Genomic DNA, 21,700 nt, shown 5'->3' with positions numbered 1-21,700 from the left:
AAAGTTACCAAGGTTGATGAACCATTTCATGCAAGTTTGCAGGAGGGACACGTTGTCCTGCTGCTGCATCAGGATAGTGATCATCATCGCCAGAAAACATCAGATCAAAGCTTGGTTGAGTTGACAGTGCTGGTCTCCGCCAAGCCAGTTGTGCAACGCTCACTGCTGAACTTTTCATCTTTTGTTTGGCCTTCATTCACTCCCGTCTCATGATTCGTAAATGGCGGTCCGGGTAGCTGCTACATAATGCCGGATTTGATACTGGTCGTCATTCATCAACCCGCTGACGCAACTCTAGTCCCGCCTTGAAATGGGGAGTCCCTTTTGCAGGTACCTCAACCCGCTCCCCCGTCTTTGGTTATTTTTGCCCAAAGACCCGAAAAGGTAAAATCAGCGAACTGTAAGGGTTTTCGTGCAAGAACTCGTCACATTTCCATCGTTTCTGCACTTTGATTCTCGCAACATCCATCGAAACCAGCGCCCCAAGGGTGCAAAAGTAGACTTTTCGCACTCGCAAGGCTAAAAAATGGTCTTTTTAACTTTCCGGGGCTTATAACCCAGTATTAGAAGGACACCTTCTAGCGCCAGTGCATTAGCGTCTGCTAATTTTTACCTTTTCGGGTCTTTGGGCAAAAATAGCCAGTCTGGGATTACAAACACCGGACACTGACACTCCTCAAGCGCTGACGGCGCAACATTTGTATCGCACGTGTAATTAAATTTTTACGATCGGCAGCTTGTGGATCGCATATTCACCATCCAGATGGCAAAAGTCATCATGCGGCTTATTGAAATACAGCGGCCGTTGAGAATGTAAATGCCATCAGGCCGCTTCCAGTCTTGAACGGCCGTTGACGCCGAGAACCTCTCGAAACCAAGACCACTGGCTGCTTGACGCTGTTACCCGCCGTTCGATTTTTGTGCGTCACCGGCCGTGGACGACCCTCAACGGCCTGATGATGTTTTCATGGAAAATGGCGGCTTTATTATCATGAAGCTGCCAGTCGAAAATCTGGACTGATGGTCTCAACCCTGGAGTTTGCAACGGTTGGAGGGGATCGGTGAGCCTGCAAGACCCAGGTGACTTCCCTGAAGGTTCGAAAGCATGGCTTTCCATCTCGTATCATTTTAACGAGTGATTAGCCAAACCCTGACCAGCTAAGCATGTTGGCAAGCTTGCCGCTTCCGAAAACTATCTGTTTTCCTGGCAGACTTGCTCGCCTGAATCTATAGCACGCCGGGAAGGTAGGCGCTGCCGAAAGTTTTTGAGCATCTGATCAACATTAATAGAGAAATGGCATGAAAAAATATCGAGCAGTTACCGTTGAAAGACTCATAATCGTTTGCGACCGTTGCGGACGGGAGATTGATCCTGAAACCGACGATTACGAATGGCAGGAGCGTTTTATTATTCGCTTCACCGGTGGATTTGGCAGCGAATTCGGGGACGGAGACCAGATGGAGGGCGACTTCTGCCAGCACTGCATCAAGCAGGTTATAGGCAAGTACCTCAGGAAAGTAGATGGCAGTACAAGACAGGCTGATAAAACAGAGGCGCAAGAACCCGCGAGAGTGTACCAAGACTATCAGCTGCGCAATATCGCGGAAGCTGAATCGCTGTTTCGGGCGGTAAGAACCGTGCTTGCAGAAAAAGGGGAAGAAGAGCGTGAAAGAAGAAACGAAGTGTTATCGGCGTTTGCTGGTTGCGATGGAGATAGCGAGTTGCCTAACGCTCACTGAAAGGTGTGCCTGTAAGAGACATTATCGCTCCTCGCAAACCGTAGCCATTGCTTGGTCCTGGACGTATGAATAAATTATTTACCCCAGTATTCAGGCTGTTTTCAGTCTTTTGTGACGCAATATGAATTCATCATTGCTTTTCACCCCAAGGAAAAATTCAAGACTAAAAAACATACACAGATTAATAAACATATAGATAGGATGCTTTCATGTGGCAGAATAGCCATGTTCTCTACTCGGAAATGAGGCTATGGCAACTCTCCTGCAAGCCCAACTCTTTTCTTGGGTAGACGTCGAAACCTGCTCCGATCTTGATCGCTTGACGTTGGCGCTCGATTACCTCCCGGATGAGCCCCTGATGCGGGCGCTCGAAGTGCGCCGTGACTACATGAAGACGATGCTGGCGTCGTCGTCCCCGTGCGCTGTAAACGCGATTTGCTCGCTGGCGCTGAGAAATTGTTCGATCTGCTCAATTCCGCCTTAAAATTATCGCTTCAGGCTCACTTCTCGATGGAAATACAGCCCTCGTTCAGGCTCATACCTCATTGGACAAGGCTACCCTTGCACATCGAGACGTTCAAGACCAGGGCTTCGGCCAATCCCCCTGCCGTCAGATTCCTGGTGCAGATCACGAACGACCCTGCCAGCAGGTGCGCCAGCGCGGTCAGGCCGGAACATCGCGAAGAATTTTCTTGCAGGCGTGCTGTATTTTCTTGTCATCAATCTTGTTGCACTGTTCGGCCAGTCCGCGCAGTTCCTTCTGCTGCGGGGCGTCCATGTCCATCGAGGTATCGTATGCCGCCATCAGTTTATCGGCGAGGCCTTTCTTACCTGTGCCGCTTTCCAGGAAAATCTTCAACAGTGCCTCGATTTCCAGCAACAGGGCGGCTTCAGGCGTCAATCGAAGTAATCATGCGAACACTAAAATTTTTTAAGGCATTGATTTTGTTGCAATTAAATTTTCAATGTTCACATATTTACTTCGGCCGCGTGCGAAGTAAAGTTGGAAAATCCTTGAAAAGCGAAGTAAAAGTACTAAATTGTCTAAAAATAGGCGGAGACCCGCATGGAGCCAAGCCAATCGCTGCCGCGCTTCACGATTCCGATCGACGACGCTCGACCGAAGGGTGCTGCGCGCTTTGAACTCTGGGCACCAAAACTCAAGCGCCGAATCACGCTGTTTGACCCGTTCCATGTTCGACTTTGGACGCTTCTCGAAAGCAATCCCAGGGTATCGGCCTATTGCGAACGACCGACGTATTGGCGCCACGGCGAACGCCGGCAACTGATCGATTTTTGGGTCAAGGCAGGGCGGCGCGAACTGTGCTTGCTCGTTATGGCAGAACCCCGGCCGTCCCGCGCCGGTTTCTTGAGTCCAGATGAGAACGTTGGAGTGCGTTACATTGACGCCAAGAATCTGGCCTCGCGCAACGTCTGGATCGAGAACTGGATGCGCATCTTGCCCTATCTCTCATCTAGCGCTCGCTTCGTCAGTGAGCAATTGATGACCGACATCGAGCAAGCGACATCGCATGCACTGACGTTTGGCGAAATTGAGCGCAATTTCCATCCGCATGACATCGTATTGGTTCGTACTGCGGTCTTTATGTTGTTGCACAGAGGACGGCTCAAAGCCGATGCGCTGCGCCTACAACCGTTGGGAGCCGAAATCAGATTGCGGAGAGCGTGTGCATGAGCAACCGACGCCCACAAACGGCGACGGATCGTGCCGATACCGCCACTTGGCCGACCGTAGCCTGGCACGTCCTCCCAAAGGAGCATCAAAAGGTTTTCCGGTCCCGTGAAGAAGCGGTACAGCGCTATTGCCGGCGTGAACCTTTGCGCACAATCGAGGCGGCTACTGGCATTCCCATTAGCTCGGTACGCCGATTCTACGAGCGTTGCCTGGAACCGCATCCGGACGGTCGTGTGCAAGGGTTTCGCGCACTCATCCCTTTCGAGCACGTCAAATCGTATCGGCGTTCGGCGAAGATTGCGCGACCCGGCCGTGCTGGCAAGGCGGGCGCTTTTGGGCTGTTGCTGGAACGTCACCCGGAACTCGAAGCCTTGATCGTGGACGAACTGCGAGAACACCACGTGGTGGTGCGACAGGGATCCACTGGCGGGCTGGTTGTTGGCGGACTCAGCGCGCTGCATCGGCGCTTGCGCCAATGCTGCCTGGAACTTGGTTTGACCGAACACGACTATCCACTGGTGCAGGCAGAACAGGGCATTCGCAGTCTGGCGGCGGCAGTCAAATCCATCGCGACGCGATCCTTTGAAGAGGCCGCCCGCGCGGCATTGACACAAAAGCGATCCGGCGGCGTCCGGCCGCACACCGAAGGCTTGCCCGTGGTCGCCACGCAGCCGTACGACGCCGTCGAATTCGACGGCCACCGGGTCGACGTGCGCCTGCGCGTGGTGTTCGAGCGGGTCGTCGGCATCGAAGAATCCTTCGAAATTGAACGCGTTTGGCTGCTCACCATCATCGACGTTTGCAGTCGGGCGGTCCTCGGCTACCACATCGTTCTCGAACCGGAATACAGTCGCTATGCTGTACTCAAAACCGTGGAGCGCGCCCTTGTCCCCTGGCACGCGCCAGCGCTGACCATTCCCGGCCTGCGCTACGCGCCAGGCGCGGGTATGCCATCAGAACGTTTTCCTGAGCTAGGCTATGCGGTCTGGAACTGGTTTCGATTCGATAACGCACGGGCCAATCTGGCCGAGGACACGTTGCGCGTGCTCACTGAAGTTGTCGGGTGTGGCGCGCACGCCGGCCCGGCATATTGCCCCAACGAACGTCCTCACATCGAACGGTTTTTTGGGACGCTGGCATCGGTCCTCGCGCATCGGTTGCCGGGTACAACGGGCGGTAGCGTTAGCGACCCGCGCCGGCGTATCGCCGAAATATCCGCCAGCGCGCCCGCCGTGGTACGACTCGACGAATTGATAGAGTTAACGGCGGTAGCGATCGCGAATTACAACGCCGCCGCACATGAAAGTCTGGGCGGACGTTCACCGCTCGAAATCCTCGCTTACTACGTCGGAGAGAAACGCATCGCGTTGCGCTGGCTGGCCGAACCCATGCGGCGTCAACTGTGTCTGCTGCAACATGAGCAGGAGGGACATGTGCGCGGCAGCATTTCTCGCGGCGTCCGCCCCTATATCCATTTCTTCGGGGCTCGCTACACCAGCCACGGTCTCGCCACTCGGGCGGATCTGATTGGACAACCGGTGCGGCTCTATTTTGATGCCGAGGACGTGCGCGCCTTGCGCGTGTTCGATGCGACCGGCCGGGAACTGTGCGTGGTCGAGGTCCAAGGCGCCTGGCGGTACACATCGCATACCCTGCGCATGCGCAAAGAAATTCTGGCGCTGGTGCGCGAGCGCAAGCTGAGCATTGTGCGCGATGATGACCCGGTGCAGTGCTATCTCGAATACTTACGACAAAGCGCGGGCAAGCGGTGCCGTTCGGCCAGCAAGGCGGAAGCCGCACGCCGAGCGGTAGCCAATGGCCTGCCCGCTCCAAAGGCGCCTCCCGGGCCCACCGATACGGCAAAGCCGGGCCTTGCCGCAGCGCCGGAGACGGCACCCACGGCGGACACCGGCCAGCCTCCCGGCCCAGTGCAGGGAAAACGGCTCGTCATTGGATCGGGTCAAGTGTTTTCACGCTAGCGAGTCGACGTAGAAAAAGGGGGCGACAGCAATGAATCATCCCAAACCGCTTGAACGACCTGTCGCCAAGGAACGTCATCCGCTGGCCAACCGCACCTACCGGGTGGCCACTGCGGCTATCGAAGACTGCTGGCTGGTGGTGTCGCGCTGCCTGCAGTATCGTATTCCGGGCGCATTGATCTATGGGGAAAGCCGGCTTGGCAAAACCTACGCGATCGAATACTTGCGCATGCTGATTCACCGCGAACGACCTGAGATACCGACGTTCCATGTGCAAGCCGAACACAAGTCCAGCCGGAGCGAGGGCGCGTTCTTTTCAAACCTGCTGCGCGCAGTGCGCCATCCGGAGCCCGACATCGCGCGCAATTCTCGCAAGCGCAAGGCGCTGCATGATCGGCTGCGCGATGTCGCAGAAGCGCAGGGCAGTTCCATTGCGGTGTTTTTCTGTGACGAGGCACAGCGCTATTCTTTGCACGAGTACGAGTGGTTGCGCGACGTCCACGACGAACTGGCACAAAGCGGCGTGCGGTTGACGACATTTTTGTTTGGTCAGGAACGGCTATGCGAACAACGTGCGCGCTTTCAGGATTCCGGTGACACACAAATCGTCAAACGGTTCATGGTCGAGACCTTGCGATTTCGCGGCATCCGCAGTGCCGTGGATGCCGCGACCTGCCTAAAGAGTTACGATGAACACGAGTATCCGGTCGGTAGTCAATGGAGCTTCACGCGGTACTACTATCCCTACGCATTCGGAGCCGGCTTGCGGCTGGAAATGAGCGCGCATTTGTTATGGAATGCCTTTACGCTGGCCCATCAGCATGCCGCGTTGGCCGGCGAGGTCGAAATCCCGATGGAGTATTTCTCGCGGGCGGTTGAGGCTATTTTGCTGGACGGCTTGTTGCACGACGCTGTTGACTTTCAATTGACCGAACAACATTGGGCCGCAGTCGTGCAGCGTTGCGGCTATGTTGCGTCCGAACAGGCTATCGAGCGCAACCCGCGCGGCGTGAGGTGAAGTCCGTTTCGCCATGCATTTGCCACTGCTCGTCATTCCGCCAGGTGGTATCAATGTGGTGGCCTTGCCGAGGTTGGCCACCCCTCTGTTCGCGCCTTACGAAACGGTGTGGTCATGGGCTGCGAAGCTTGCCGCTGCAAACGCATTGTCTGCCGTCGAAGTGTCCGCGCTCTTGGGCATATTGGCGGCGACCAACTATTCCTTGTTGCCGAAACGGGTGCCGCGTGCGGCGCAAACGATGGGAAAGAGCCTGGGGTTTCCGCCCCACCAGATCGAGAGTGCCTTTATCGATGGCGCGTTGAAATCCCTACGCCCACTGGTGTGCGAACAATTACGGTTGTGTCCGGCCTGTGTGCGGGAGGGCCATCATTTCATCCTCCACCAGTTGCGGTCGTTCGCCTGTTGCCCGCTGCATGGCTTGCGATTGCGCGAGCATTGTCTTCACTGCGGTGAGCCGCTCGTTTATGCGTTGGGAAACTCGATCGTGTTTGGCCCAATCAATTGTCTGGCATGCCGCGCGCCGCAGTTGCCGGTTTCGCGTGGCGGCTACCCGAAAACCAGTGCTATGTCGGGAAGAACTCTGGCACTGATTGCGCGTTGGCTGGCATTTTTGCAGCGACGCGTCTCGCAATCAATTTTCTTCGAAGCGGATGGTGTGGTCGACGCTGACAAAGTTGGCGCTGCTCGGCGCGAGCGAATGCAGGTCTTCATCCCGCCGAAGTCGGCGAACAATCCGATCTCGTTATTCTGTCATGGTCGGTGGTCGGTCGGCTCGAGATACAAGTGCCTGGAGATGTGCTTTTGGGCGTGTGCGAATCAGCTCTGGCGGCAATGTCAGCAACAATCGAGGCGGTGGTATCGGCAATTTCTCAAGGGCTATCCTGTCGAATCGGCGCCGGCGCCACAAATACTTGCTTTCCTGTATTGGCGCATGACTTGGCAAGGATGTTCCAACCCATACCTGCTCAGGCGCGGCCATGGCTTGCCTTTGTATGGCATAGCGGAATGGGAAGCAGAGCAGTCAGTGTCTGATGTTGACGATTTCGATGCTGAAATGATCGAGTTTGCCAACGCGTTGGAAGCGTCCTGGAATGAATGGCTCGACTGCATCGATCTGCTCGGTGTCACGGAATTGGACCGGCATGTTTGGCGCCTGCGAGCTCGACCGATTGCTTTTATTTCGCGTCCAACGGAGCGCAAAAAAACGCATATCAACAATTTCGTATAATTACTTCGCAAATAGCGTAAGTGATTGTTATTAAAGGGTGCGATTTATGATGCTCGACACACCGTCAATTTGTTCGCACTTTTACTTCGTTTTTTATATAAAATTACTTCGGTTGACGGGAATGAAATTGACGCCGGAATTGGCTGCCGCGTTCAGCCCCTATCGGACACATCACGCCAATCGCTTCGGCATGTATGAGCTTCGAGACCGGGATTTGGAACCAATTGACTACGGCGTGACGTTCCAGATGTAGTGGAATCCACGATGTTACTCATTTACGAAGGAATCCTTACGGTCCCCCAAACTGGTAGCATGAAACTTAATCTTTGGCAGACGAAAAACCGAGGGAAACTCATTCGGATGCGCCAGATTGAGAGGCTGGCAACCATTCCAAGCATTTGATAAACCCTTCCGCTGAATATCATTCAATAGCGGCCCAAGCTCAGAATTGCCACAATGGCATTATCAATTACGGGACCGAGCAGGTCTTCCGGGGGCTCTAAACCATTTGCCAGATAGGCGGCGTGAAGCGCTTTGATCGCCGCTACGGCTTCCCTTATTTCAAGAATCATTGTTGTTTCGATCTTTAAGTCGGCACGCCTATGGAGCACGGCGCGGCGGATGTATTCGACCGTGCTCAGATTTCTTGATTGAGCTTGCAACTCAACATCTGCGAACTCTGAACCATTCCAGCGAATGGTTGTGCGTGAATCTCTCCGTACTTCGTCGGTTACCGCAATGCAAAGCTTTTTCATAGGATTCCTAATATCGTTTTAAATTCTGGTGGCCAAGGCCACAACGTCACCAAGAGGTAATGTCATTGTATTTTTCGGCAAAGCGAATTGCAGTTGTAAAACCGCAAAGAATTTTGTTAGAAGCCCCGCATCCGCGGTTATGCCGTGTTGTATTGTCAGCAACCTATCCTTTCCGAAAGGCTCGTAGATACGGCCGCATTTTAAATGCCAAGAATCGTGATTGAATCGTAGTGTTCGAGCACTTCCCGCAACCAAGCCACTAAATCGGCGGCCAACTTGAATGGCTCTGGCCGGTTGTTCTCGGCGTTGCCAAAGAAATGAACATGCCGCTAAGGACAGGAATCGTTGTTCATATATCGCTCCCGATACGCAATATTTTAGTATTATTAGTCCGAAACTTCAGCATTGCAATACAAGACTAAACGTCCGTAACATGAATAATTTGTCCGACTCATTTTTGTTGTAGGCCGTGGGTCAAAGACACGATGGATGGACGTCTGCCAGCGCTGCTTGAGGAGGGACTGGATGGATGCCGCAGATCTGGACTGCATGTCCGCCTTGACCTGTGATTGGTCAAATGGCTCGATATCGGTGACCGACGCGCTGACGATGGTTTTATTCAGGAAGAGGCCTGCACGGGGGGGCTGCACCACTCCGACAGGGGCAACCAGTACGCCAACCATGCCTTTCAGGACAAGCTCCAGGCATATGGCATGACTTACTCGATGAGCTAAAAAAGGAACTGCTGGGAACGCGCCGATTGAGAGCTGGTTCAACAGCTTCAATAACGAGCGTGTGCATGGAATTCGCTATCGGCTATGCCACCCACGAACACGCCGATATGAAGGCCGCCAGCTTTGAATACATCGAAGTCTTCTACTACCGCAAGCGCATTCGGCCCTCGGCTACAAGCCCCTGATGCAGTTCCTGGCTGCTTGGCTCTGCAGGCAAAATCGGGAAAAACAAGAGCATGGAACCAACTCTTTAGCAGACGAAAAGCCGAGGGAACCTCACCTTCATGCACCCCCTGCACCCCCACCCCACACCCAAAGCCCTAACCAAACTTCCAACCCCGATGCGCCGCACTTACATCAAAGACATGACTAAAGTACGACCAAATTCCACCAAACCTCAAGGACAGGATGCCAGATGGCTGCCACACTAGCGTGTCACCCATCTGGAAACCCGCAAACCCACAGTCCGCTAGGTCGCTTCGCGCCCGTCGCAGATTTTCTCAGGGCTTCGCCCAGAGACCCAAGCCGCTCGGCAAACGCCCTTGCGAAAGAGGAACCAAGCGCACCAACTGTAGCAGTTCGTCATACGTCGGCGTGGTCGCTATATCCTTGAGCGACAGCCCTTTCTTCTGCCCTCGCACAACCTTCGCTGCCTGCAGATCTGTAAGGCTGCTCTGAGTGGGTACCGCGTGGCCACTCAGCCAACGCCGCCAGTTCCGTTGAGAGCTGTTGCGCACAATATCTTCCAAGCGTGCACAGCTTTTCACCTCAAGTGTCGTCATCAAAGACTTCACCCATTTCGCGGTGAATTGTTGAGCGATCGCCTGCCGCTTAGGCGACACGTGCGGCCTGCCCGGCTTGCTATGGTTGCTGAAAAGTTCTGCATCACGTCGCTTGTTCTGCTTGACGACCTGTTCCAGGTTCTGCACATGCTTTCGCTGTGAGTCTAGGAGTCTTTCTAGAGCGTCGATCTTGGCTTTGGCAATCACTATGTCGTCAGCCGCATCCCATGCATCAATTGCAAACGCGGATGACCACCCTCTGTTTTCGGTATCGAATTTGTTAAGCCAGTAGTCGATTGACTCCCTTTCCGCCAGGTAGTCAGCCTCATTCTGTGCTTGATAGGACTCAGCAACAATCACTTGAGTATTGGGCCAACTGGGATCGCTCGAAAAGACTGGGGCAGCAGCAGGCTGTTGTGCCAGCTTTTTGGTACGGTATTCCAGTAGCTGTAACTTTACCCAAGGATGCGCCATCCACTGGCAGGACAGGCGCACGAAATCGTCCGCAACGCCATCGTCAAAGCTTTCGTTCCGTCCTTCGTCGACCAGTTGTTGCCCATGACTTTGTACCGCCGCTAGCCAAGCCATTCGGATTGCTACGAGTTCCGCAGTTTTCCCGATATCTTGTTGTGATTTTGAATCAAGGCCCAGTGCTGACGTTGTCTCGCAGAGTTCCACATCATGGAACTCGTATCGGCGGGCATTTGGCGGCAAAGCCTGCGCCAGCAGTGGACTGCGCCGCCATGCAACGTAGTGCGTTACGCGCCGGTCGGCGATGTTCCATAGGGTCGCCAACCTGGCGTGATCATCGCGTGGAGTAAGGTCGCCGCGAGAAAGATACGCCCCGCCGCCCGGCACGATGGCGTTTGCAAACTCCGCAAATCGCATCTCGTGGATGGGTCGCACAGCCATGTAGTCCACGTCTTCGTCCATTCAGACTCTCCTCAATCAGTGCTCTGCAGACGTCCCATCGGAGTGCCCCCTGCCACCTTCCGATCCAAAACGGTGTCGGACAAATTATATACTCAGTAGGCGTACATTATTCTATTTCAATGCCGTCACAGCGGACTAATAATAGTCATACAGTGAATGAGGAGAACGACATGAGCAACGATTTCGATCTGGCACGCATCCGCGTGGGCACAATGCACGACCTGGCAGACGCCCAGGAACTGGTTAAGCAACTTCTGTCCAAAGCGACGGCAGGGCTGGATCGTGTTTCGACGCAGTTTTCCTATGATCTATTGACTGCCATTTCGTTGCATCTCGCCTACCAAAACAAAGCGGGCAATCTCATCGATGTACTCGATTACTTCGACGATCCCCGGTGGGATGTGGATGCGCAAAAATTCTCCAGTATCGGATGTGTCCTTGACACGTTCCAGCCCGAGGCCAAGCGGTGGGCAGAGGACTTTTTGAGAAGTAAATCCGATCTGGGGATGGACGACTTGGGCACGCTGATTAAGCGTTGCCGCCTCCATTTGTCCAGCGTGGGGAAACCCACGGGGAACGGCTCGAAACGAAGAGCCAAAACACGCGGCTGTATCCAGGTATTCGGTCAGGAGGCGCTGGACAAGGCGGTTGTAGGCATCAGCGAAGTCAAGGAAGGACTCCGGGCAATGGGTGAACGCATCCTGCAAAACGCTCACGCCAACGGGGGTTCCCGCACCTTGCCGGATGCCAAGCGGGCGATGGTGAAGCTTGAGGCCGCCAAATCCCGGTTTGAGAACCTTGTGGAGCCGCTTGGACGCCTACAAATGGATCTCATCCTGTCTGCCGCCATGAAGCCGCAGGAGTTTCGTGTTTCTCCCCTCCTGTTGCTGGGTGATCCGGGCATCGGCAAGACCTTCCTGGCAACGCAGCTTGCCGAAGCGCTGGGGGTGGCCTCTGAGAAGATCAGTGCGGGCGGTGCGCAGGCCGGCTTTCAATTCACCGGCTCACATCGTTCCTGGACCAGTTCATGCCCAGGGTTGTTGTTCACTCTCCTGGCGGAAGGCGGTTCAGCGACGCCGGTGGTGGTCATTGATGAAGTGGACAAGATTCGTGATTCCAACTTCCCGGTGCTGCCCGTGCTGCTTGACGTACTTGATGCGGATACCGCCAAGCAGTTCAAGGATGAGTTTTTTGAAATGCAATTCGATGCCAGCCGCATCATCTTTGTCTTGACCGCCAACAGTCTCGACGGCGTTCCTCCGTCCTTGTTGTCGCGCGTCGAGGTGTTCAATGTGCCGCCACCCGAGCCGAAGCAACGGCTGCGCATCATTCTGGCGACTGCAGAAAAATTGCGGCAGAAAACGAAGCGGCAGATTGCGCTGGACGCAGGCACCTGTGAAATGCTGTCGGCGCGCGTGGATATTGACCTTCGTCGGGTTACCCGGCTGGTCAATGAAGCGTTCGCCAGAACGATGCAGGCCGGTGAGCGGGTGGCGCGTATTGTGATCCCGGATCAAGTCGGAAAACGCAGCATCGGGTTCCATACGGCCTATCCCAGCAGTATCCACCATTGATTACGTTGAACAACCCACGATTGGGAGGATGGCATGTACAACTATCAAATTTTCCGGAACCTCGATGGGCGCACAGGTTCCTGCTACATGGAAGTGTTGCCGGGACCGTATAAGGAGCGCTGTTGGAACGACGATTCGCTCTTCTTTGACGAAGACGCGGATGGATTCGGCATCGTGGAAACCATTATTTGCCACCATGTGCCGTCCTACGACCATTACGCCAACACCGCCATCGATAGCCACACCTGCTGGGACATTATTCGCGACCTGGAGAAATTGATCGGTGTGTTGGCGTCCGACGCTTCGCTCTCGGACCTGCAACGGCTCCCGGTTTTTCAGCGGCATGCGTATTTCTTCACCGACGTTGAGAACAACCGACCGGCGCTACTCAAGATGGTCACCGAGTTGGTGGCGTGGTTACGGGACGTGCTCAATTACTACCGTTCAATCACGATTCTCGGCATGTGAAGGGGTCGTGCACTAGCGTGACACGGAAATAACGGATTGGGAGGGAGTGCGAAGTGCGGCAATCTAAAATCAATGCCAAAAGGCCGGGCGCTGAGGCCTGAACGCTAATTTCCCGAGGGAGAACGACTTGAAAAAAGAACTGGTGGATAGTCTGTATCAACGTTACCCGGCAATTTTCGCTGAGCATATCCTTTTGCGAGAGGAAGAGGATCACTGGACAATTTGCTGCCGTGATGGCTGGTTCGATCTGATCGATACGCTCTGCGAACAGCTTCAATTCTGGACAGATACCCGCAACGCGCCGCAGTTTGTGGCTACGTCTGTAAAAGAAAAGTTTGGCGCGCTCCGGTTTGTAGCGCAGTCCAAAAGTGCCGAACAGATGGGCGCGGTCAAAATGGCATACGCCATGTCGACGCGACTCTGCGAAGAATGTGGCGCTCCGGGTCGTCTTGTGGTTGACGGCGGGTGCTGGATGACGCGATGCGAACCGCACATACCAGAAGGCTCAATCACGCCGGCTGAGTTCAACCGCCCTTTTGAACTAAGGCAAAGGAGGATCAAGCCATGAAAGCCATTCTCTTCGTCGACTTCGATGGCGTGTTTCACGCGATGGATTCCCGCGACTTGGAGTATTCCGGCAGTGTGCTTGTCGTGTCGGACAATCCCGATCTGTTCCAATGGGCGCCGCTGCTGTGGCAGATCATCGAGCCGTATCCGGTTGAACTTGTCGTACATTCGTCTTGGCGGCACCTGTACCCAGCGGACGAGTTGATCGCCCGATTCCCTGCGGCCATGCAGCCGCGCATTGCGGGGATAACCGAGGGCCGGGAACGGCATCAGAGCATTCTTAACTATGCCTGCATGAACGACGTGAAGCGCTTTGCCGTCCTGGACGACTCTCCGGAGGCCTTCCCGGGCAACTGGCCGAATTTAATCGTGTGCAACTCGCAGCGGGGTATTAACGATGCGGACGTTCTGGAAAAAATCCGTACCTTTGTTGAAACATCTGAGTATTAAACCAGCCTGCAGGGCTTGTGCCTTGCGTGATTTCAGGAATGGCAATTTATAAAAAACTGCCTCGCTTCTTCTACGACACCTCAACATCTGTTCCTGTTGGATGTGGTTCAAAAGACACGAGACCGAAAAGCAAGAATACCAAAAAAGGAGGCACTGTGCTGATCTGGATGCTGGGCGATGTACACGGTAATTTCGATCATGTGCTGGAAACCGTCAAGGCGTCCAGAGAGCGCCCTGCCGCCGTGATTTTCTTGGGCGACCTGGAATGTCCGGCGCCGTTCTCGGCGTGCGTGGCAGGGATCGAGGCGGCCGGGATTCAATGCTGGGCGATCCCTGGCAATCACGACACGGACAGCATCGAAAACTATCTGAATCTTTGGGGCGATCCGCTCTTCAAGGAAAGAAACTTGCACGGGCGCGTCGTAGAAATCGCCGGGGTGCGTGTGGCCGGGTTGGGCGGCGTCTTTCGGGGTGAAATCTGGTATCCACGCCAGGGCATGGAAAAACCGGTTCTGATGGGATGGAAAGATTTTGTTGACCAGCAAAACGGCTGGAAACCTACCCGGCTGCGCGTTGGCGTTACACAGCTCACGACCGAGTTAATCAGCCGGGACGGGGTGCTACGCAGGCACTGTTCGACGATTTTCTATGAGGATTGGCTGCGACTCTATGGGCAAAAGGCTGATGTTCTGGTGACGCATGAAGCCCCTTGTTGTCACCCACATGGGTTTGGGGCCATCACGGCGCTGGCGCAGTCCCTCAAGGTTAACTTCGCCTTCCATGGACACCAACACGACAGTTTGAATTTTCGTACGCACGATAGTCGGCTTGGGTTTGCGGCGCATAGCGTCGGCTTCATGGGAATCACGGATGGTTTTGGTGGTCGGGTGCGCGTGGGCTCGTTCGACGAAGCGTTTGAACGTGCGTATCAAAAGTATCGCAACGAAAGGATTTGAGCGTGATTATCTTCCTCGATTTCGATGGCGTACTGCATCCGGACGATAGCACCGTATCGGAATTGTTCTGCCAACTTCCGTTACTTTGGGAAATTCTGCGGGCACGTCCAGCGGCCGAAGTGGTGTTCTCAACTTCCTGGCGTGAGCATTACCCGTTTGGCGAGTTGCTGGACATGGTGACCAGCAACGGAGGAGAGGATTTAACGCCCCGTTTCATTGACGCTACGCCGGTTATTAATGTCGCCCCCGGCGCAGACGATTACCGCCTCCGTGAACTTGAATGCCTTGCGTGGCTTCAGGAAAATCAGCGTGAGTCTGCTCGTTGGCTGGCGCTGGACGATGTGGCGCATTGGTTCGCCTTCGCTTGTCCAACCTTGTATTTGGTCGACGGCCAAACGGGGCTGACCGGAGACGATGTAATGGCGGTCCTTGAAAGACTGGCGTGATTCTCTTCCTCGATTTTGATGGCGTACTGCATCCGGACGCGGCCTATTTGGTGCGTGGCCGCCCGGAGTTGCGGGCCGAAGGCTCGCTGTTTATGTGGGCACCACTGTTGGCGGATGTGTTGGCCGATTTTCCCAAGGTGCGAATTGTTTTGAGCACGTCCTGGGCGCGAGAACTGCGCTTCGCTCGTGCGCGTGACTATCTCCCGGAGTCGCTGCGTACCCGCGTCATTGGCGCAACGTGGCACAGTGGCATGAACCAGAACATGGAAGGGTTTGGACAACTGCGGATTACCTGGTGGGATAGTGCTACGCGCTATCAACAAATCCGGCGCTACGTGGATCGAGCGAAGTTATCCGATTGGGTGGCGATTGATGACCAGCCGGAAGGCTGGGCGGACGCGGATGGCGATCACCTTATTCAGACGGACGGCAATCTTGGGCTGTCAGAACCGGGCGTTTTTGAAAAGCTGGAGGCACGTTTGAAGCAAAAGAAAGGCCCATTGGTAACTCCGTGGGATCAAGAGGCTCGTTCGCCACTCGTCAAGAACCACGGCCCACAATGAGCCTCGTGGAAATATTACTAAACGAGGCTATTGTCGTCAATCAAGGAAAGTGCCGTTATGCGCCCGTCTGAATTATTGAATCTTCACCGAGAAGCTATACGTGGCATTGTGGCTGCACATCGCGGCCTCAACCCTCGTGTTTTTGGTTCGGTTGCGAAAGGTAAAGATACGGAAGAAAGCGACTTGGACATCCTGGTGGATTGTGCTCCAAGAATGAGCCTATTTGATATTGGTGCTATCCGTGTCGAATTGTTGCAATTGCTGGGCAACATTCCGCTTGATGTAGTCACCCCTCAAGCATTGCCCGACAAATGGCGTGACAAAGTAATTTCTGAGGCGAAGCCAATATGACCGACCAAACAAAAAGCCTCGCTGGTTCTCATTCTGACGGACTCCAATCGTCCCTAGAGAGCGATGCCAAGCAAGGCAATGCAACTATCCCCCTGCACGAAACCGACTGGTGGCACCGGGTGATCACCAACGCCAACCGAATGGCGGTGGACGAGGATTACCGAAAACTCATTGCCAAAGACCTGTCTTGAGGCGACCTAAAATGCGAATTGCACTCTATTCTGACTTGCACCGGGAATCCTCACCATGGGAGCCGCCCGAACTCGATGTCGATGTGGTGATTCTTGCCGGAGATATTGGCAGTCATACACGCGGCCTTGCGTGGGCTGCGGGCGCGTTTCGTCGTTCGCCGGTTTCGCCAACAGTTCTCTATGTGGCCGGTAATCACGAATATTATGATTCGCACCTTGGCTTGCTCGATGAGATGCAGAAACCGGTTTGGGAGCAAGCCGGTGTGTTTTTTCTGGAACGTCGCAGCCTTGAGCTGGGCGGAGTGCATTTTCTCGGTTGCACGCTCTGGAGTGGCTTTGATCTGCATGGGGCCGATAAGGCGTATGCTCACATGGCCGTTGCCCGAAGCTCAATTAACGATTACTGGATGATTCAAGCACACGGCGGCATGCGGCTAGCGCCGCGCGACACGCGGAAACTGCACCGAACGGCGGTGCGCTGGCTGAATGATGAACTCGCTAAGCCTTTTGACGGAAAAACAGTGTTGATTACCCACTTCGCCCCGCATCGCGGCTGCGTAGCATCACAGCATCAGGGTAGCGATGTGTCCCCGTACTTCGTCACCGATCTGTCGCGCTTAATGGAAAAACACAAAATCGATCTCTGGTGCCACGGGCACACGCACACCAACACCGATTTCGTTGCCGAAAACGGGTGTCATGTGATCTCAAATCAACTCGGCTACAAAAGCGAACGGACGAGCGGCGACACCGGGTTTCGTCACGATCTGGTCATTGAGATATGACGATTCTCTTTGTCTGTTCGCAGGGAAAAATTCGCTCACGTACCGCTGAGATTCTGGCCGTCCGTGGGGGTATGGATGCCCGAAGTTGTGGAACGGATGCCGATGCCATCGTGCCGATCAATGACCACCTGGTACGCGAGGCCGACATCATAGTGTGCATGGAAGCCCACCATGCTGTCACGGTGCGCGAGTTCATGCACGCAAAGGGAAAAACGATTCACGTTCTTGGCATCGAGGATATTTACGAACCGTTTGCGCCTCTACTTGTTGCCACCCTGGCCGCAAAGCTTAACGCTACGCTTCCGGAAGTGTCGCAGGCAATGACTGTGATTCGGGAACTTTCATGAGGCGAACCCTGCCGGAAACTCGACAAGGAAGGGGATATTGTCCAAAACTGAGAGCTACTGATGAGCGCAAAAAGAGCCAGCGGTTTTCATCACAACGGGGCGTTGCCTTTGGGGTCGAACATCCCCTGCCGCCGACTCACTTGAATGTTTACATCATTAACATTCCAAGTCAAGAAGCTCATTAAAAGCGACCCTATGCTGATTTTCCTCGACACTGAATTCACCGGACTGGATCAAATCACGCCCGACCTGATTTCCATCGCGTTGGTCGACGAAACCGGTCGTGAATTCTATGCGGAACTGCCGCCAGCAAGTTATCGGGCACAGCTTTCAGAATGGTCGCATGAGAACGTAGTTTGCCACTTGTGGGGCGGCAAACACATCCAGACCGTGGAGCAAATACGAGGGCGGATTCTGCCGTGGATCACGGCTACGCAAGACCGGTCCATGATTGTGACCAATTGCCCGGACGCCGATTTCACTTTGCTGAAACGGGTGCTTTTGGACTGGCCGAAAAATTTAGCCAAGGAGTCGCTGCTTTTTAATTCGTGGTCGACGGGCGACAACAAGCAACCGGCGCTCGAAGTGCTCATGGCGCGATACTTCACTCCAGCGCGGCCACAGCATCACGCGCTTCACGATGCTCATGCCCTGCGACTGGGGATGATGCACGCTCTTGAAAGGGGATGGTTGCCGTCATGTTGATTTTCCTCGGCACCGAATTCACGGGATTGAGTCAGCGCGACACCAAGCTGATATCGCTCGCCTTGGTGCCAGCCAACAGCTACAACGCGTTTTACGCCGAGATTTCCGATGGGGACGGCTGGACCCGCGACGATTGCAGAAGCTTCGTTTTGGATAAGGTTGTGCTGCTTTGAATGGCGGTGTGCGCCGCGTGCCAGTGAGCCAATTGTGCGATCGGCTTCTGGCTTGGTTTGCGACGATGCCGCGATCGACTCAGGTGACGTGCGACTCGGAAATTGAAGTGCGTTTTCTTCGGGCGATTCTTGCCGAGGTCTGGCCGGACAATTTGGACAAACGCCGCTTTGACTTGAGGCCATTGGTTGATACGACCGAATATGACCAGGCCGTGAACCATTATTACTACTCTCCCGAGCGGCCTCCGCACCATGCGCTCAACGATGCCCATGCGTACCCAAGTTATTCACCCGCCGTCCGTCTTGGCACAAAATCACTGTTCGCTGACCACGTACTCGGCAACGCAAGCTGCCATCGTGTTTCGGTGGATTTCAAGCACACGTTCCACTGGCTGCTGATAACCGCCGGCCAGATTCCAGACCACAGGAATGCCAATTTCCTTCGCCACAGAAAAGACAATTCGATCACGTTCTGCCAGTTCGGCAGTAGTCAGGAAGCCGCCCAGCGGATCATTGATATGCTGATCGGCACCTGCTTGGTAAAGCAGCAGGTCGCAATCAGCAAAACCCCGCACAACCGCCGGCAAGCCATCGATAAATCGATTCGCATTGGTATTGGATGAGACGCCGTACTCGTGAGAGACGTGACAAATCCAGTCGATCCCGAATTGCTTCACTATCTCGTCAGTTCCATCGCCGTAGTGCTGGTCGCAGTCCAGAATGCCGACACGCCGGATGCTTCCGTCGGCCTTCACGGCCATGGCGGTAATCATCAAGCCATTGAAGGTGCAGTAACCATAGCCGGATTCGTATGCAGCATGATGAAACCCCGACGTCGGAGAACAGGCGACCAAGCCGTTGTCCAATGCGCCGCGAGCAGCCGACAGAAATGAGCCGGTAGTCCACGGCAGAGAGTCGGCAACGTCCTTCTGCCGACCCCGAAAACCGTTCGGCAGGAGGCAATCCAGCACACCGTCGACGTAGCCACGGTTATGGGCAAGTGCAATCTGCTCACGCGTTGCTGGTATTGGATCAACCGTGCGGATGGGCAGATTTTTTTCGACCCAGTCGGCAAGCACCCATTCCGGCTTGCGCGGACTCGGCGAAGAACTCTCCGGGTTGGAGATCTGCTTCGGTGAAAAATAGACGTCAATGAAGTTCATGATGGCCTCGATTCATAAATCCATACGCTGCTCAAATAAAGCTTTCGGCCCAGCGGACCCAGAAGTCGGGTTCATCGTGATGGGCGTTCTTCATGGCGACATGAAGCTCAAGAGCGAAAAGCCAAACTCCCGGCAGGCGCGTGCTTCCATCCTGGTTTTCCAGATAGCCGAGAACTTTTTGATAGAGCGGATCGGCATCGTCAAACGGTACGTCGATGTAAATTTGCCCCGCGTAATGCGTCATGGACGTGGTGTCGGCTACCTCTCCACAGAGTTGCCAACTGACCTGGTTTTCCTTGAGCCAGGCCATTACCGTCTGCCGATCCGGTGAGGATTCCCAGTCCCAATAATAAGGCGGCCTTCCTATCTGGATGCCCTGATCCTTCGGGTCGGTAAATTTAAGGAAAAGGACATCGCGCTGTTTTTTCCGAGCGAGGGCGTCAATATGTTCAATCAATTGCGGCATGGCATTTCTTGTGTGGTGGCGACACGCAAAGTGTCCACACCAATGCGACGGAATGTGTCGCATGTTGTGGTGGCCTTTCTGCGTCACAAACTGTCGCAGCTGCAACGAAAATCGTTCTTTCCGGCATTTGCGTACCGACACAAACCATTGAAACCGCAAACATGAAACCAAAAAATCGCACAGTTCTGAACCACTTGCGTCGTTGGGGCGACAGAGGGGGGATCAGATTCCACAGGATGACCAAGGCGCTGCAAAGCCTTGGCAACGAGCTACCCCCTGAATTTTCCGAAATAGAAGCGGCCGTTATGACCTGGCAGGAGAGCATCGAGCGCCTATCGGCAGAATTTCAGGCTCTGTATGGTGCCGACAATGACCTGATGGCTTATTGGCAGGACGATCCGCTGAGTGATGCAGAAAATTCTCAACTGCTGGCACTCAACAAACGTCTTGTCGATGTCACGCGCCACTTACGCGCGGTTGCAGAGGATGTGACGCCACGATTGGAAGCCAAGTTTGCCGATCCCAACGATCCGATGTCGGACTATGAAATAGAAGCCCTCATCTATTTCGTCCTGAGCGAAGATGACCCAGACTTTGACGACGATTGCGACAATTTCATTGCCACACGAAACGAGTACCTCAAGCACCTTCCACCGCAAGAATTCGAAAGCTTTGCCGAATCCAATGTCCCGAAAGGATTGCTGGCGGAGCCTCATTGCTGGCTGTTTCATGATTTGTACGACCACGACCATGGGATCGATTCCCCACGAATTTCGTTTCGTGATTGCCTGCGTATTGGCAAGATCCATGTCGATGTGCAAGTGACGCAACAATATGACTTAGACGTTAAGACTGCTCACGCGAGGGTGGGCTAGGCATGACGAGGGTACGAGTTCAACAAGTAAGTCGTGGAACCGTATATCAAGGCTGTGAAATGTGGCGATCAACATGAACGCGAATAACGTAGTGACTGACTCATGGTCGAATCCTGACTCGGAGGCGCTCTATCGCAGCGATTGGCCTCAGGAGCCCAATGTCGCCCGGCTGTATGAAAGCGGCCGGCAATGTGGATCCTGTTCGTATTATGCGGGCTTTAACACCCTCTTCGGGCTGTGCTGTCATCCACAGTCGCGCCATGTGCTGGAGACACTGCCCGAGCACTTCGCCTGCCCCGTTCAGATGGACGAAGGCTGGGGGCCGCACAGCTTCGCAGCGTCAGCAAGCGAACACTGCGTGTGTCACGGACTAGAAATCATACGGAACGCGACATCTGCTGAAGAGGCTCGGGTGACCATGTCGCTGCTGAAAATACTCTCAATCGGCAATCGCCAGGTCGACGCCTTTCGTATCACGCCTGTTTTAACCGTCATCAAGCGCTTGCGCGAACACGATGGCGTAAGCATGCCGCGATATGATCCTTTTTTGACCGCAGATGCGGCGCGGGACCTTGACGGCATATTCCGCCATATCGCCGAGCACGACTCTTTAGTTGCTGCTGAGCGTTTTCTTGACCGGTTCGAGAAAACCATTGTCGGCCTCTGTTCACGCCCCTTGCGCGGTGGTTCATTTCCCAATCCTGACGCACGAACCGCGCCCCCCTGATGGCGCAAGGGTTTGGAGGCGGTTTAAA

The 21,700-nt window shown here is 54.6% G+C and carries 28 protein-coding genes and 2 pseudogenes; 24 read left to right on the top strand and 6 right to left on the bottom strand.

The window, feature by feature from the left end; translation table 11 throughout:
* A partial coding sequence (locus tag ACOYNV_RS18085) for a hypothetical protein (protein WP_422901199.1) occupies positions 1-213 on the top strand: 213 nt, incomplete at its 5' end.
* Positions 214-268: 55 nt separating this feature from the next.
* On the opposite strand, the pseudogene ACOYNV_RS18080 reads toward ACOYNV_RS18085, so the two are convergent.
* Positions 269-358: pseudogene (locus ACOYNV_RS18080) on the bottom strand (HU family DNA-binding protein); the annotation flags it as partial.
* Positions 359-1,299: 941 nt separating this feature from the next.
* Here ACOYNV_RS18080 and ACOYNV_RS18075 point away from each other — a divergent pair.
* Both ACOYNV_RS18075 and ACOYNV_RS18070 read left to right on the top strand, forming a co-directional pair.
* Positions 1,300-1,740: a hypothetical protein gene (locus ACOYNV_RS18075; protein WP_422901198.1), complete on the top strand. Its 441-nt coding sequence runs from the start codon at positions 1,300-1,302 to the stop codon at positions 1,738-1,740.
* A 250-nt stretch (positions 1,741-1,990) separates the two neighbouring features.
* Entirely contained in the window at positions 1,991-2,224 is a 234-nt protein-coding gene (locus tag ACOYNV_RS18070; protein WP_422901197.1) for a hypothetical protein, read from the top strand.
* Positions 2,225-2,404: 180 nt separating this feature from the next.
* On the opposite strand, the gene ACOYNV_RS18065 is transcribed toward ACOYNV_RS18070, so the two are convergent.
* A complete protein-coding gene (locus ACOYNV_RS18065) occupies positions 2,405-2,641 on the bottom strand; it encodes a hypothetical protein (protein ID WP_422901196.1) in 237 nt (78 codons plus the stop codon).
* A 165-nt stretch (positions 2,642-2,806) separates the two neighbouring features.
* Between ACOYNV_RS18065 and ACOYNV_RS18060 the strand changes: the two genes are divergently transcribed.
* Genes ACOYNV_RS18060 through ACOYNV_RS18040 form a run of 5 tightly spaced genes read left to right on the top strand, consistent with a single transcriptional unit; the run spans position 2,807 to position 7,914 of the window.
* Entirely contained in the window at positions 2,807-3,436 is a 630-nt protein-coding gene (locus ACOYNV_RS18060) for a hypothetical protein (protein WP_422901195.1), read from the top strand.
* Positions 3,433-5,415 carry a Mu transposase C-terminal domain-containing protein gene (locus ACOYNV_RS18055; protein WP_422901194.1) on the top strand — a complete coding sequence of 661 codons (1,983 nt, stop codon included), beginning with the start codon at positions 3,433-3,435 and terminating at the stop codon, positions 5,413-5,415. Before ACOYNV_RS18060 ends, ACOYNV_RS18055 begins: the two co-directional genes overlap by 4 nt.
* Positions 5,416-5,446: 31 nt before the next feature.
* Positions 5,447-6,433, top strand: coding sequence for an ATP-binding protein (locus ACOYNV_RS18050; protein ID WP_422901193.1), 987 nt, complete (start codon positions 5,447-5,449; stop codon positions 6,431-6,433).
* A 13-nt stretch (positions 6,434-6,446) separates the two neighbouring features.
* On the top strand, positions 6,447-7,661 hold the full coding sequence (locus ACOYNV_RS18045; RefSeq protein WP_422901192.1) for a TniQ family protein: 1,215 nt from the start codon (positions 6,447-6,449) through the stop codon (positions 7,659-7,661).
* Between the two features lie 46 nt (positions 7,662-7,707).
* A complete protein-coding gene (locus ACOYNV_RS18040) occupies positions 7,708-7,914 on the top strand; it encodes a hypothetical protein (RefSeq protein ID WP_422901191.1) in 207 nt (68 codons plus the stop codon).
* 172 nt (positions 7,915-8,086) lie between these two features.
* Here ACOYNV_RS18040 and ACOYNV_RS18035 read toward each other — a convergent pair whose 3' ends face one another.
* Positions 8,087-8,416 carry a hypothetical protein gene (locus tag ACOYNV_RS18035; protein WP_422901190.1) on the bottom strand — a complete coding sequence of 110 codons (330 nt, stop codon included), beginning with the start codon at positions 8,414-8,416 and terminating at the stop codon, positions 8,087-8,089.
* A 591-nt stretch (positions 8,417-9,007) separates the two neighbouring features.
* On the opposite strand from ACOYNV_RS18035, the pseudogene ACOYNV_RS18030 reads away from it, so the two are divergent.
* Positions 9,008-9,367 (top strand): annotated as a pseudogene (locus ACOYNV_RS18030) (IS3 family transposase); the annotation flags it as partial.
* A gap of 283 nt (positions 9,368-9,650) precedes the next feature.
* Here the strand turns inward: ACOYNV_RS18030 and ACOYNV_RS18025 are convergent.
* Complete coding sequence (locus ACOYNV_RS18025; RefSeq protein WP_422901189.1) at positions 9,651-10,865, bottom strand: hypothetical protein; 1,215 nt, start codon at positions 10,863-10,865, stop codon at positions 9,651-9,653.
* Between the two features lie 170 nt (positions 10,866-11,035).
* Between ACOYNV_RS18025 and ACOYNV_RS18020 the strand changes: the two genes are divergently transcribed.
* The 13 genes from ACOYNV_RS18020 to ACOYNV_RS17960 all read left to right on the top strand — a co-directional run bounded on the left by ACOYNV_RS18020 (position 11,036) and on the right by ACOYNV_RS17960 (position 18,441).
* Positions 11,036-12,439 (top strand): AAA family ATPase, encoded by a 1,404-nt coding sequence (locus ACOYNV_RS18020; RefSeq protein WP_422901188.1) that lies wholly within the window; start codon positions 11,036-11,038, stop codon positions 12,437-12,439.
* Between the two features lie 33 nt (positions 12,440-12,472).
* Positions 12,473-12,907 (top strand): hypothetical protein, encoded by a 435-nt coding sequence (locus tag ACOYNV_RS18015; protein WP_422901187.1) that lies wholly within the window; start codon positions 12,473-12,475, stop codon positions 12,905-12,907.
* A gap of 127 nt (positions 12,908-13,034) precedes the next feature.
* Positions 13,035-13,475 carry a hypothetical protein gene (locus ACOYNV_RS18010; protein ID WP_422901186.1) on the top strand — a complete coding sequence of 147 codons (441 nt, stop codon included), beginning with the start codon at positions 13,035-13,037 and terminating at the stop codon, positions 13,473-13,475.
* Positions 13,472-13,924 carry an HAD domain-containing protein gene (locus ACOYNV_RS18005; RefSeq protein ID WP_422901185.1) on the top strand — a complete coding sequence of 151 codons (453 nt, stop codon included), beginning with the start codon at positions 13,472-13,474 and terminating at the stop codon, positions 13,922-13,924. The genes ACOYNV_RS18010 and ACOYNV_RS18005 overlap by 4 nt, the downstream gene beginning before the upstream one ends.
* A 38-nt stretch (positions 13,925-13,962) precedes the next feature.
* A complete protein-coding gene (locus ACOYNV_RS18000; protein WP_422901184.1) occupies positions 13,963-14,880 on the top strand; it encodes a metallophosphoesterase family protein in 918 nt (305 codons plus the stop codon).
* Positions 14,881-14,882: 2 nt separating this feature from the next.
* A complete protein-coding gene (locus tag ACOYNV_RS17995; protein ID WP_422901183.1) occupies positions 14,883-15,326 on the top strand; it encodes an HAD domain-containing protein in 444 nt (147 codons plus the stop codon).
* Positions 15,323-15,889, top strand: coding sequence for an HAD domain-containing protein (locus tag ACOYNV_RS17990; protein WP_422901182.1), 567 nt, complete (start codon positions 15,323-15,325; stop codon positions 15,887-15,889). Before ACOYNV_RS17995 ends, ACOYNV_RS17990 begins: the two co-directional genes overlap by 4 nt.
* A 57-nt stretch (positions 15,890-15,946) precedes the next feature.
* Complete coding sequence (locus ACOYNV_RS17985; RefSeq protein WP_422901181.1) at positions 15,947-16,240, top strand: nucleotidyltransferase family protein; 294 nt, start codon at positions 15,947-15,949, stop codon at positions 16,238-16,240.
* The gene (locus tag ACOYNV_RS17980; protein WP_422901180.1) at positions 16,237-16,431 is read left to right on the top strand and encodes a hypothetical protein; all 195 of its coding nucleotides are present in this window, start codon (positions 16,237-16,239) and stop codon (positions 16,429-16,431) included. Before ACOYNV_RS17985 ends, ACOYNV_RS17980 begins: the two co-directional genes overlap by 4 nt.
* A gap of 11 nt (positions 16,432-16,442) precedes the next feature.
* Positions 16,443-17,216 carry a metallophosphoesterase gene (locus ACOYNV_RS17975; RefSeq protein ID WP_422901179.1) on the top strand — a complete coding sequence of 258 codons (774 nt, stop codon included), beginning with the start codon at positions 16,443-16,445 and terminating at the stop codon, positions 17,214-17,216.
* Positions 17,213-17,563, top strand: a complete 351-nt coding sequence (locus ACOYNV_RS17970) for a hypothetical protein (protein WP_422901178.1) — start codon at positions 17,213-17,215, stop codon at positions 17,561-17,563. Before ACOYNV_RS17975 ends, ACOYNV_RS17970 begins: the two co-directional genes overlap by 4 nt.
* 195 nt (positions 17,564-17,758) lie before the next feature.
* Positions 17,759-18,268, top strand: a complete 510-nt coding sequence (locus tag ACOYNV_RS17965; RefSeq protein ID WP_422901177.1) for a 3'-5' exoribonuclease domain-containing protein — start codon at positions 17,759-17,761, stop codon at positions 18,266-18,268.
* A complete protein-coding gene (locus ACOYNV_RS17960; RefSeq protein ID WP_422901176.1) occupies positions 18,262-18,441 on the top strand; it encodes a hypothetical protein in 180 nt (59 codons plus the stop codon). Before ACOYNV_RS17965 ends, ACOYNV_RS17960 begins: the two co-directional genes overlap by 7 nt.
* 314 nt (positions 18,442-18,755) lie before the next feature.
* Here the strand turns inward: ACOYNV_RS17960 and ACOYNV_RS17955 are convergent, their stop codons facing one another.
* Together ACOYNV_RS17955 and ACOYNV_RS17950 are read right to left on the bottom strand one after the other, a co-directional pair.
* Complete coding sequence (locus tag ACOYNV_RS17955; RefSeq protein WP_422901175.1) at positions 18,756-19,604, bottom strand: hypothetical protein; 849 nt, start codon at positions 19,602-19,604, stop codon at positions 18,756-18,758.
* 31 nt (positions 19,605-19,635) lie between these two features.
* Positions 19,636-20,070: a hypothetical protein gene (locus tag ACOYNV_RS17950; RefSeq protein ID WP_422901174.1), complete on the bottom strand. Its 435-nt coding sequence runs from the start codon at positions 20,068-20,070 to the stop codon at positions 19,636-19,638.
* A gap of 236 nt (positions 20,071-20,306) precedes the next feature.
* Between ACOYNV_RS17950 and ACOYNV_RS17945 the strand changes: the two genes are divergently transcribed.
* Both ACOYNV_RS17945 and ACOYNV_RS17940 read left to right on the top strand, forming a co-directional pair.
* Positions 20,307-20,945 carry a hypothetical protein gene (locus tag ACOYNV_RS17945; protein WP_422901173.1) on the top strand — a complete coding sequence of 213 codons (639 nt, stop codon included), beginning with the start codon at positions 20,307-20,309 and terminating at the stop codon, positions 20,943-20,945.
* A 61-nt stretch (positions 20,946-21,006) separates the two neighbouring features.
* Positions 21,007-21,672: a type II toxin-antitoxin system RelE/ParE family toxin gene (locus ACOYNV_RS17940; protein WP_422901172.1), complete on the top strand. Its 666-nt coding sequence runs from the start codon at positions 21,007-21,009 to the stop codon at positions 21,670-21,672.
* Positions 21,673-21,700: the final 28 nt, after the last annotated feature.

It is taken from the genome of Propionivibrio sp. (assembly GCF_049316945.1).
In the GTDB taxonomy this organism is placed as follows: Bacteria; Pseudomonadota; Gammaproteobacteria; order Burkholderiales; family Rhodocyclaceae; genus Propionivibrio.
Note: the sequence above shows the minus strand (reverse complement) of the source record. Positions and strands in the feature narration are given on the sequence as shown.